Origin of the sequence: Nonomuraea antri, assembly GCF_013283785.1 — a bacterium.
In the GTDB taxonomy this organism is placed as follows: Bacteria; Actinomycetota; Actinomycetes; order Streptosporangiales; family Streptosporangiaceae; genus Nonomuraea; species Nonomuraea antri.
Map to the genome: position 1 here is coordinate 1 of NZ_JABCPZ010000314.1, position 10,384 is coordinate 10,384.

11 protein-coding genes are annotated in these 10,384 nt (G+C 73.9%); 9 read left to right on the forward strand and 2 right to left on the reverse strand.

Translation table 11 applies throughout. From position 1 onward, the window contains the following. Nucleotides 1-121 precede the first annotated feature (121 nt). The 7 genes from HII36_RS50155 to HII36_RS50185 are packed head-to-tail and all read left to right on the forward strand — an operon-like array spanning nt 122 to nt 7,266. Complete coding sequence (locus HII36_RS50155; protein ID WP_328808259.1) at nt 122-1,174, forward strand: NADH-quinone oxidoreductase subunit H; 1,053 nt, start codon at nt 122-124, stop codon at nt 1,172-1,174. Nucleotides 1,175-1,202: 28 nt separating this feature from the next. Then, nucleotides 1,203-1,700 (forward strand): NADH-quinone oxidoreductase subunit J, encoded by a 498-nt coding sequence (locus HII36_RS50160; protein WP_328808260.1) that lies wholly within the window; start codon nt 1,203-1,205, stop codon nt 1,698-1,700. Next, nucleotides 1,697-2,002: an NADH-quinone oxidoreductase subunit NuoK gene (gene nuoK, locus HII36_RS50165; protein ID WP_173530484.1), complete on the forward strand. Its 306-nt coding sequence runs from the start codon at nt 1,697-1,699 to the stop codon at nt 2,000-2,002. Before HII36_RS50160 ends, nuoK begins: the two co-directional genes overlap by 4 nt. Next, complete coding sequence (locus tag HII36_RS50170) at nt 1,999-3,879, forward strand: NADH-quinone oxidoreductase subunit 5 family protein (RefSeq protein WP_173530485.1); 1,881 nt, start codon at nt 1,999-2,001, stop codon at nt 3,877-3,879. Before nuoK ends, HII36_RS50170 begins: the two co-directional genes overlap by 4 nt. Nucleotides 3,880-3,923: 44 nt before the next feature. Further along, nucleotides 3,924-5,381, forward strand: a complete 1,458-nt coding sequence (locus tag HII36_RS50175; RefSeq protein WP_173530486.1) for a complex I subunit 4 family protein — start codon at nt 3,924-3,926, stop codon at nt 5,379-5,381. Nucleotides 5,382-5,386: 5 nt separating this feature from the next. Continuing rightward, nucleotides 5,387-6,715, forward strand: a complete 1,329-nt coding sequence (locus tag HII36_RS50180; protein WP_236004914.1) for an NADH-quinone oxidoreductase subunit N — start codon at nt 5,387-5,389, stop codon at nt 6,713-6,715. Nucleotides 6,716-6,738: 23 nt separating this feature from the next. Next, a complete protein-coding gene (locus HII36_RS50185) occupies nt 6,739-7,266 on the forward strand; it encodes a carboxymuconolactone decarboxylase family protein (RefSeq protein WP_173530488.1) in 528 nt (175 codons plus the stop codon). Nucleotides 7,267-7,271: 5 nt separating this feature from the next. Here the strand turns inward: HII36_RS50185 and HII36_RS50190 are convergent, their stop codons facing one another. Next, complete coding sequence (locus tag HII36_RS50190; RefSeq protein ID WP_173530489.1) at nt 7,272-7,931, reverse strand: FadR/GntR family transcriptional regulator; 660 nt, start codon at nt 7,929-7,931, stop codon at nt 7,272-7,274. Nucleotides 7,932-7,962: 31 nt separating this feature from the next. Next, a complete protein-coding gene (locus HII36_RS50195) occupies nt 7,963-8,700 on the reverse strand; it encodes a GntR family transcriptional regulator (protein ID WP_173530490.1) in 738 nt (245 codons plus the stop codon). Nucleotides 8,701-8,809: 109 nt separating this feature from the next. Here HII36_RS50195 and HII36_RS50200 point away from each other — a divergent pair, with 109 nt between their 5' ends. Both HII36_RS50200 and HII36_RS50205 read left to right on the forward strand, forming a co-directional pair. After that, nucleotides 8,810-9,475, forward strand: a complete 666-nt coding sequence (locus HII36_RS50200; RefSeq protein WP_328808261.1) for an N-acetylmannosamine-6-phosphate 2-epimerase — start codon at nt 8,810-8,812, stop codon at nt 9,473-9,475. Beyond that, the gene (locus tag HII36_RS50205) at nt 9,472-10,347 is read left to right on the forward strand and encodes an ROK family protein (RefSeq protein ID WP_173530491.1); all 876 of its coding nucleotides are present in this window, start codon (nt 9,472-9,474) and stop codon (nt 10,345-10,347) included. Before HII36_RS50200 ends, HII36_RS50205 begins: the two co-directional genes overlap by 4 nt. The last annotated feature ends 37 nt before the right edge of the window (nt 10,348-10,384 follow it).

Sequence of the window (10,384 nt, forward strand, 5' to 3'; positions counted from 1 at the left end):
GGGTGGGGGGATGCGGGGCTGGTGCTTGAGTTGCTGCCCGGGCTGCTCGTCGGTGCCGAACTGGGGGCCGCTCGGCTGATCGTTGCGAGCTTGGATCCCGACCTCGCCCAGGCAGGCTCCCATGGGTGAGGCGATCGCCCTCGTGGTCGGGCTCGGCGTCCTGGTGTGGGCGGCGGCGGCCCTGGACGCGGCCCTCGGCGCCGCACCCGCCAGAAGAGCCGCGCCTGCCAGAAGAGCCGCGCCTGCCAGAAGAGCCGCGCCTGCCAGAAGAGCCGCGCCTGCCCGGAGAGGCGCGCCTGCCCAGAGAAGCGCGCCTGCCCAGGGAGGCGCGCCTGCCCGGAGAGCCGCACCCGGCAGACGAGCCGCCGCCGGAGGGGTGGTGATGGCGCCGGTTCGGGAGGCGGCGCGGTTGCTGGTGGTGGAGCGGCGGGCGACGGTGTCGCCCGACACCCTCCTGCTCAGGATCGGCGTCGTGAGCCTGCCGGTGGCCGCGCTCCTGGCCGCCGTGGTCCTGCCGGTCGGGCTGCCGCCGGTCCTGGACCTGGACGTGGGGGTCGTCTGGTTCAACGCCATGGAGGTCTGCGTCTGGGGCGCGCTCTGGCTGGTCGGCTGGGGCCAGAACGCGGTGTTTCCGCTGGTCGGCGGCTACCGGTTCGTGGCGCAGGGCATGGGGTACGAGTTGCCGCACATGTTCGCGCTGATCGCGGTCGGCCTCGGCGCGGGCTCGTTGCGCATGAACGACGTCGTGGCCGCGCAGCGGGACCTCTGGTTCGCCGTCTGGATGCCGGCCGCCTTCGTGGTCTATCTCATCTCCGCCGCCGCCATGGCGTTCTGGGGCCCGATGGGGCAGGCGGTCGCGCCGGACGTGGCCGGCGGGGTCCGGGCGGACCTGGGCGGGCCGGACCGGCTGGTGTTCGAGACCGGGCGCTACGCGATGCTCGTGGTCGCCGCCGCGGCGGCCGTGCCGCTGTTCCTGGGCGGCGGGGCGGGGCCGGTGCTGCCGGCCTGGGCCTGGGGGCTGATCAAGCTGGTCGCCGTGCTGGGGCTGCTGATCCTGGTCAAGCATCGGATGCCGGTGGTGCGGGCGGACCGGTTCGTGGAGTTCGCCTGGGTGGTGCTGATCCCGCTGACGTTGCTGCAACTGCTGGTGGTGGGGGTCGTGGTGCTGCCATGAGCGGCGGAGCCCGGAGCGGGGTGGAGCGGTGAGTGTCGTGTTCTGGGGCCTCGCCGTGCTCGCCGTGGCGGCCGGGGTGAGCGTGTTCGTGGTCGACTCGATGGCCAGGGCGACGTTCGCGCTGCTCGCCTCGCTGCTGGCGGTCGGCGGGACGTTCCTGCTCATCGACCTGCGCTACCTGGGCGTGCTGATCATCTTGATGATGGTCATGGAGATGCTGGTCATGGCCGTCTTCATGATCATGTTCATGATGAACCCGGCCGGGCTCATGCCGATGACCATGGTGCACAACAAGCGGGGCGCCGCGATCATCGCCGGGGTGGTGTTCGTGTCGCTGGCCGCCGGGGCGTTGCTGGCGCCCTGGCCGCGACGCGCGGGGCGCCCGCCCGCCGACCCCACGCACGCGCTCGGCCTGTCGATCATGGGGCCGAAGATGCTGGTGATGATGGTGATCGGCGTGGCGATCCTGGCCACGATGATCTCCACGGTGGTGCTGGCCACGCATCGGGGGCGATACGACCGATGACGTTGCAGGCCTTCCTCCTGCTGGCCGCCGCGCTGTTCGCGGTGGGACTGTACGGCGCGCTGACCCAGCAGTCCGTCGTCATGCTGATGATGGGACTGGAACTCATGATCAACGGCCTGATCGTGGCCGGTGGCGCGTTCTGGTACTTCGTCGCCCCGGCGACGGCAGACGGGCAGGTCCTGGTGCTGGTGGCGGTGACCGTCATGGCGCTGGAGATGGCGATGGGCTTCGCCGTGGTCACGGCGATCTTCCGCGCCCGTGACGTGGACACCACCGACGACGCCGGGGATCTCAAGGGATGAACGGCCTGCTCTGGGTGCTGCCCGCGCTCCCCGCCGCCGTGGGCGCGTTCCTGCTCGCCGCGTCCGCGTGCCGCCGCGAGTTCGCGCCGCGGACGGTGGCGATCGGGACCGGCGTGCTCACGCTGGCCCTGGCCGGGTACGCGGCCTGGACGCGGCCCGCGGTCACCACCACGATCGTCTTCACCTCCGGGCTGTCCGTGGACGGCCTTTCGGCCGTCATGGTGATCACCGTGGCCGCCGTGACGCTCGCCGTGCTGGTCTTCGCCGCCGGTGAGCTGCGCGCGGCCAGGTTCTACGGGCTGATGCTCATCTTCGCCGCCGCGATGCTGGTCACCGTCACCGCCACGGACCTCGTCCTGCTGCTCATGGCCTGGGAGGTCATGGGCGCGATGTCGTACGCGCTGATCGGCTACTGGTGGCGCGACAGGGAACGCGCCCGCTCGGCCACCATCGCCTTCGTCACCACCCGCACCGGTGACCTGGGCCTGTACCTGGCGGCCGGGGCCGCACTGCTGTCCGGCCCGGGATCGGCGGCGCTGGCGCTGTCCGGACTGGCGGGCGCGGGCTCGGGCGCGCGTGATCTGATCGCGGCCGGCGTGGTGATCGCGGCGCTCGGCAAGTCCGCGCAGCTGCCGTTCTCGTTCTGGCTGTCGCGGGCGATGGCGGGCCCGAGCCCGGTCTCCGCGCTGCTGCACTCGGCGACCATGGTCGCCGCGGGCGCGTACCTGCTGCTGCGGTCGCAGCCGCTGCTCGCCGCGACCGGCTGGGCGGCGGATGTGGTGGCCTGGGCGGGCGCGCTGACCGCGCTGCTGCTCGGCGCGGTCGCGGTGGCGCAGCGCGACCTCAAGCAACTGCTGGCGGCGTCCACCTGCGCGCAGCTCGGGTTCATGGTGCTGGCCGCCGGGGTGTCCGCGGTCGCCGGGGGAGCGGCGCATCTGGTCGCGCACGCGGCGGCCAAGAGCCTGCTGTTCCTGGCGGCCGGGGCGTGGCTGACCGCGCTCGGCACCAAGCGCCTGACCGAGCTGCACGGCGCCGCGCGGCGGTTTCCGCTGGTGGGCGTCACGTTCGGGGTGGGCGCGCTGGCGCTGGCCGGCGCGCCGCCGCTGTCGCTGTGGGTGACCAAGGACGCGATACTCGGCGCCATCGACGACCCGGCGCTGTACGGGGTCGCGCTGGTGGCCGCGCTCCTGGCCGCCGCGTACGCGGCCAGGGCGCTGGCGCAGGTGTGGCGACCGGCGGACGCGCGGACCCGTACCGGCACCGAACAGCCGGGCACCGGGCGGGTGGGGACGCTGGAGCGGCTGCCGCTGCCGGTGCTGGCGCTGGTGGCGGCCGGGTTCGGGATCGTCGGCATCCCCGCGATCTTCGACGCCTGGAGCCGCCTGGTCGGCGATCGCCGCGCCCACCCGGTCTCGCCCGGCGAACTCGCGTTGTCCGGCGGCCTGGCGCTGATCGTCCTGCTGGCCTTCCTGCTGGCGCAGAAACCCGCGGTTACGGCGGGTTCGAGGCGGTCACGGCTGGTCGCGGCCGGGGTCGCGCGGGACGGGGCGTTCGCCGGCTGGCTGCGGCTGGAGCCCGCCGCGCGCGCCCTGGTGTGGCGGCCGCTCACCGCGCTCGCCCGCGCCGCCGCCAGGTTCGACGACCGCGTCGTCGACGGCGCCGTGCACGCCGCCGCCCGGGCCGTCCTGGCCGCCGCGCGCCTGGCCGGGCGGCCGTTCGAGTCGGGCGTGGACGCCGCGGTCCGCACGGTCGCCACCGCGGTCACCCGCCTGGGCGGGCTGGCCCGCCGCCCGCAGACCGGCCAGGTCCACACCTACTTCGCCCAGGCCGCCGTCGGCCTGATCCTGCTGGCCGTCGTGTTCGCCCTGGTGAGGTGAGGCCGCGATGAGACCTAGTCACCCCGCGCCCGGATGAGGTGAGCGTGCTCTCGATCGTCGTCTTCCTGCCCTTGGCCGCGGCCGCCCTGCTGGCCCTGCCCCGCGTGGGCGCGCGCGCCGCCGTCGGCGTGTGGATCGCCGCCACCGCCGTGGACCTGGCGCTCGCCGTCGCGCTGTGGATCGGGTACCCGGGCGCCGGCATCGCCTACGAGACCCGGCTGAAGTGGATGCCGTCCGTCGGCGCGGGCTACCACGTGGGCGTGGACGGCCTGTCGCTGCCGCTCATCGTGATGACCGCGGTGCTGTTCCTGCTCTGCGCCGTCCACTCGGTGCGCGAGACCCACCGGCCGCGCGCGTACGCCGCGTTGTTCCTGTTCCTGCAGACCGTCTCGATCGGCCTGTTCGCGGCGCTGGACCTGATCCTGTTCTTCGTCTTCTTCGACCTGTCGATCGTCGGCATGTACTTCGTGATCGCCGGGTGGGGGCACGGCGAGCGGTCCAGGTCGGCGCTGACGTTCTTCCTCTACACGTTCCTCGGCTCGCTGGCGCTGCTGCTCGGCTTCATCGGCCTGTACCTGGCCGCGCGGCCGCACACGTTCGACCTGGTGGAGCTGGCGCAGAGCCCGCCGCCCGCGGGCGCGGCGGTGCTGCTGGCGATCGCGGTGGGACTCGCGGTCAAGACGCCGACCGTGCCGGTGCACACCTGGCTGCCGCCCGCGCACACCGACGCGCCCGCCGCGGGCTCGGCCATCCTCGCCGGGGTGCTGCTCAAGATGGGCACGTACGGATTCGCCCGCATCGCGATGCCGCTGCTGCCCGGCCCCTGGCGGACCTACGCCTGGGTGTTCATCGTGGTCGGCGTGGTCAGCGTCCTGTACGGCGCCCTCGTCGCGCTGGCCCAGGAGAACATGAAACGGCTGATCGCCTACACCTCGGTCAACCACATGGGCTACATCGTGCTGGCACTCGGCGCGGCCGGGCTGGCCGGTCACCAGGAGGCCAGGGAGCTGGCGGTCAGCGGGGCGGTCACCCAGATGGTCAGCCACGGCCTGATCACCGGCGCGCTGTTCCTGATCACCGGCGTGCTCTGGGACCGCGCCCAGAGCTACGAGATCGGCCGCTACGGCGGCATCGCGGCCACCGCGCCGGCGCTGACCGGGCTCATGGCGGTGGCGGCGTTCGCCTCGCTCGGGCTCCCCGGCCTGTCCGGGTTCATCGCCGAGTTCCAGATCTTCGCCGGCGTGATCGGGGCCGGCGCGGTCGTCGCGGGCGCGCTGTCGCTGCTGGGCATCCTCATCACCGCCGCGCTGCTGCTGCGGGTCATGCACCGGGCCTTCCTCGGCGCGCCAGGAGAGCTCAGGGTGAGCGAGATCCGCCCGCACGAGCTGGCCGCGATCGGCCCGCTGCTGCTCCTGTCCCTGATCATCGGCCTGGCGCCGCGCCCGCTGCTCGACCTGATCGAGCCGGCCGCGCGGGCGATCGTCACCCTGGTCGGCCGCTGATGGAGATGGAGAACCCCCTCGACCTCCTGCCCGAGCTGCTGATCCTGGCCGGTGGCGCGGTCGGCCTGCTCGTCGGCATCTTCCTGCCCAGGGACCGGCAGCGCGTCGTCGCCTGGATCTGCGGGGTCGCGCTGGCCGCCGCCGCCGTCGTCACGGCCACCCGGCTGACGCGGCCCGCCATGACCACCTTCGACGCCTACCTGGTGGACCTGCCCACCAACGCGGCCAGGCTCATCGTCTGCCTGGCCACGCTGCTGTCGATCGGCCTGGCCGCCCGCTGGGCCAGGGGTCGGCCCAGGGAGACCGAGCTGTACACGCTGATCATGCTCGCCGCGCTCGGCACGGTGGTCATGGCGGGGGCCGGTGACCTGCTCGTGCTGGTGGCGGCGTACCTGCTGGCGAGCATTCCGGCGTACGCGCTCGCTGGCTTCGCCAAGGACGCGCCCGGCACGGAGGCGGCGCTCAAGTACTACCTGATGGGCGCCTTCTGCGGGGTGCTCATGCTGGCCGGCGTCACCATCGTCTACGGCGCCTCGGGCGCGACCGCCTACCAGGACGCCGTGGCCCCGGTCGCGGGCACGGTCCTGCTGCTGGCCGGGCTGCTGTTCAAGGCGGGGGCGGTGCCCGCGCACTTCTGGGTCCCGGACGTGACCGAGGGCGCCTCGGCCCCGGTGGCCGCGTTCGTCACGACCGTGCCCAAGATCGGCGCGTTCGTGGCGCTGTACCGGCTGGCCGGCGGGGTGTTCGGCGAGCCCGCGCTGCTCGCGGTGCTCGCGGCGGCCACGATGACGCTCGGCAACCTGGCCGCCTTCCAGCAGGACAACGTGCGCCGGCTGCTGGCCTACTCCACGATCAGCCAGGCCGGCTACCTGCTGGTGCCCGTCGCCATGGCCGGACGCACCGGCCTGGCCGAGCCCGCGCTGCTGATCTACCTGGCCGGCTACGCGGTCACGAACCTGGGCGCGTTCGCGGTGGTGGTGGCCGTCGGGCGGGACGACCTGCGCGACTACGCGGGGCTGGCCCGCCGCTCGCCGTGGCTCGCGTTCGCGCTGATCGTGTGCCTGCTCGGGCTGATCGGCACGCCGCCGACGGCGGTGTTCGCGGGCAAGCTGCTGATGTTCGCCGCCGCCTGGGACGGCGGCTACGCCTGGCTGGCGGCCGTGGCCGCGGCCAACACGATGGCCAGCGTCTTCTACTACCTGCGCTGGATCCGCCCGGCCTTCGGCAGGCAGGAAGGCGGCCCGGCCGCGCGCCGCGGCGTGCTCGCGGTCGTGACGGCCGTCGCCTCGGTGGCGCTGGGAATAGCCACGGGACTCCTCCTTCTTATACCCTAGGAGGGTATATTTCTGGAGGAATCATGCCGCGCTTGACCGTTCTCGAACCCGACCAGGCCCCCGACAAGTCCCGCGAGCTGCTGAAAGAGATCATCGGCAGGCACGGCTCGGCGGGCCGGATGGTCTCCACCATGGCGCACTCGCCGGCGCTGCTGGAGGGCTATCTGAACCTGTCGCGGGCGATGAAGCGGGTGAAGATCCCGCGGCCGCTGAGCGAGAAGATCTCGCTGGCCCTGCAGGAGTGGATCGGTTGCGAGCTGTGCAAGCAGGCCCACACGGCCGCCGCCAGGGCCGCCGGGCTGAGCGAGAGCGACATCGAGCTGGCCAGGCAGGGCACCTCCACCGACGCCAGGGAGGCCGCGCTGATCGGCGTCGCCGTCCGCGTGTACGCCGAGCCCGCCTCGCTGAGCGAGCAGGACGTGGCCGAGCTGCGCGGGCACGGCTGGAGCGACCGGGTGATCGCCGAGCTGGTCGGCCTGGTCACGCTCAACCTGATGACCGGCGCGTTCAACCTGCTGGCCGGGCTCGAACCGGAGCCGGAACCCGGGTGAGCCCGTTACAGGTGGCGTTCCTGCTGGTCGAGGATGGCGATCGAGACGGCGACCGCGGCCGCCGCGTCGCCCGACTCGATGGCCGCGAGCAGGTCGTGGTGCGAGGTGTCGGGTTCGAGCGCGGCCTGCTCCTGGTCGCGGACGCTGTCGCGCAGCGCGTCGCTCATGCTCCGGTACAGGTCGCCGAGCAGCGGGTTGTGCGCCGCGTCGGCCACGGCCAGGTGGAAGGCGACGTCGGCGTCGGCGAAGCCGTCGAGGTCACCGGCGCCGGCGGCGGTGTCGCGCCGGGTGAGCGCGCCGCGCATGGCCGCCACGTCGGCCTCGGTGCGCTTGCCCGCGGCCAGCCTGGCGGCCACCAGGTCGAGGCCGCGGCGGACGTCGATGATGTCCATCGCCGCCGCCGTGTCGAGCCGGCGGCGCAGGGCCACCCGCGACTCGTCGGTGGCCGTCACGTACGTGCCGTCGCCCTGACGGGTGGCCAGCAGGCCGGCGTGGGCCAGCACGCGCAGCGCCTCGCGCACCGACAGCCGGCTCATGCCGAGGCTCTGCGCGAGCTGCGCCTCTGACGGGATCTTGGTGCCCACCGGCCAGGCGCCGCTGCTGATCTCCCTGCGGAGCTCCGCGATCGCGGCGTCGACGAGTGAGGTGCGCGCCACGCTACGCATACGCCTGCCCCTTTCCGTGTGGATCTCCACCCTAGGACAAGCCGTCGGGCTCGGGTTCCCGGTAGATGGTGAGCCGGTAGGAGTAGCGATCCGCCCGGTAGAGCGAGTCCGCGCGCTCGATCGCCCTGCCCCTGGCGTCGAAGGCGGTGCGCTGCACCAGGAAGGCGGGGGAGAAGGGCGGCACGTCGAGCGCGCGGGCGTCGTCCGGGTCGAGCACGGTCGCCTTGATCGTCTGCTCCGCCCGGTGCACGGTCAGCCCGTAGCGGGACGACAGCAGCTCGTACAGCGAGCCGTGCAGCTCCGGCCCCAGGTCGCCGGGGACGAGCTCGCCCGGCAGGTGGCTGTGCTCCAGGCACATCGGCTCGTCGTCGGCGGTGCGCACCCGGCGCAGGCGCAGGACCTGCGCGGACGGGCTGATCCGCAGCGCGGCGCCGATCTCCGCGCCCGCCGGGACACGCTCGCAGCTCACCTCGAGCGAGCCGGGACGCAGCCCGCGCGAGCGCATGTCCTCGGTGAAGGACGTCAGCTCGACCGACTTGCGGATGCGCGGCTCGCTCACGAACGTGCCCGAACCCTGCACCCGGTAGACCCGGCCCTCGCGTTCGAGCTGGTCGATGACGCGCCGCACGGTGAGCCTGCTGACCGAGAACTCCTCGGCCAGGCTGCGCTCGGCGGGCAGCCGGTCGTGCGGGGCCAGGTCGCTCACCAGGAGGTCGGCCAGATGCCTGCGCAGGTGGAATGACCTGGCCGCGGGGACTTCCAGCTCCATGACCGGCAGTCTAGCGGAAAATTGGTGTACTCCAATTTCTTGACCGCTCGTTCTTTGCTGCCCTATAACCAGTGACATCTCGACGTCTCGGAGGAGGAGCACAGTGCGAGTGGCCCGATTGGGCATGCCCTTGCCTGGCGGGCTGATCGTCTCGTGCCAGGCCCCCGACGGGCACCCGCTGCGCGATCCCGAGGTGATCGCCCGCCTGGCCGAGTGCGCCGTGCGCGGCGGCGCGGTTGGCCTGCGGGTCAACTCGGCCGTGGACGTCGCCGCGGTCCGCCGCAGGACCGACGTGCCGGTGATCGGCCTGCACAAGGTCCCGCACGGCCACCGGCACGCGATCACCCCCACCCTGGACCTGGCCGCCGAACTGGCCGAGGCCGGCGCGGACGTGATCGCCGTCGACCTCACCGAGGAGACCCCGGGCCCCGGGCTGAAGCTGATCGAGCCGATCCACGCGATGGGCCCGGCCGTCATGGCCGACGTCTCCACCATCGACGAGGGCCTGGCCGCCTGGGCGGCGGGCGCGGACGTCGTCGGCACCACCCTGTCCGGCTACACCGCCCGCCAGCTCCCCACCCCGGACGAGCCCGACCTGCGCCTGGTCGCCGCGCTCGCCGAACGCGGCGTGCGGGTGATCGCCGAGGGCCGCTACCGCACCGAGCGGCACGTCCGCCAGGCGTTCGCGGCCGGTGCCTGGGCCGTGGTGGTCGGCGGCGCGATCACCGACCCGATCGCCATCACCCGGCGCCTGGCCGCCGCCACGCTGCGATGAGCCCGCTCGCGCTGGCCGTCGACATCGGCGGCACGAAGATCGCGGCCGGGCTCGTGGCCCCCGACGGCACCCTCACCGAGCACCGCAGGACCGCCACCCCGGACGGGCCGTCGATCGTGCGGGCCGTCACCGAGCTTGCCGGGCCGCTGGCGGCGCGGGCCGCGATCTGCGGCATCGGGACCGCGGGGACCGTCGATCCCCGGGGTCGCATCGCGTCGGCGAACGACCTGATCCGCGGCTGGGCGGGCACCGACGTCAAGGGCGCGGCCGAGCGCGCGCTGCGGCTGCCGGCGGTCGTGCTGAACGACTGCCACGCCGCGGGCGTCGCCGAGGCGCGGATCGGCGCGGCCCGTGGCGCGCGCACCGCCCTGGTCGTCGCCGTCGGCACCGGCATCGGTGGCGCGGTCTGCGTGTCCGGCCGGGTGCTGACCGGGGCCACCGGCAGCGCGGGCGCGCTCGGCCACCTGCCCGCGCCGACGGCTGCGGGCGTCCGCTGCCCGTGCGGCGGGCTCGACCACATCGAGGCGCACGCGTCCGGACCGGCCATCGAACGCGCCTACCTGGCCGCCACCGGGCGGGCGCTGCCGCTGGCCGAGATCGGCCGGCTCGGCTCACCGGTGATCACCGGCGCGGCGACGCTGCTCGGCCGGGTGCTCGCCGGCGCCGCCAACCTCGTCGACCCCGACGCGATCGTCGTCGCGGGCGGGGTCTCGATGCTCGGCCGGGCGCTGTTCGAGCCCCTGCGGGCCGCCTACCTGGCCGAGGCGCTGCCAGGGCCGTCCGCCGCGCCGCTGCTGCCCGCCGCGCTCGGCGCGGACGCCGGGCTGGTCGGCGCGGGCCTGCACGCGCTCTCCCACCTCGGCGACGCCTGAGCCGGACGGGCTGGAAGACACCGGGACGGCGGGGAGG

Bases quoted from the DNA above. Each gene is read 5' to 3' on its own strand.
- HII36_RS50180 (WP_236004914.1), top strand. From the start codon at position 5,387: ATGGAGAACCCCCTCGACCTCCTGCCCGAGCTGCTGATCCTGGCCGGT.
- HII36_RS50190 (WP_173530489.1), bottom strand. From the start codon at position 7,931: ATGCGTAGCGTGGCGCGCACCTCACTCGTCGACGCCGCGATCGCGGAG.
- HII36_RS50170 (WP_173530485.1), top strand. From the start codon at position 1,999: ATGAACGGCCTGCTCTGGGTGCTGCCCGCGCTCCCCGCCGCCGTGGGC.
- nuoK (WP_173530484.1), top strand. From the start codon at position 1,697: ATGACGTTGCAGGCCTTCCTCCTGCTGGCCGCCGCGCTGTTCGCGGTG.
- HII36_RS50205 (WP_173530491.1), top strand. From the start codon at position 9,472: ATGAGCCCGCTCGCGCTGGCCGTCGACATCGGCGGCACGAAGATCGCG.
- HII36_RS50195 (WP_173530490.1), bottom strand. From the start codon at position 8,700: ATGGAGCTGGAAGTCCCCGCGGCCAGGTCATTCCACCTGCGCAGGCAT.
- HII36_RS50185 (WP_173530488.1), top strand. From the start codon at position 6,739: ATGCCGCGCTTGACCGTTCTCGAACCCGACCAGGCCCCCGACAAGTCC.
- HII36_RS50155 (WP_328808259.1), top strand. From the start codon at position 122: ATGGGTGAGGCGATCGCCCTCGTGGTCGGGCTCGGCGTCCTGGTGTGG.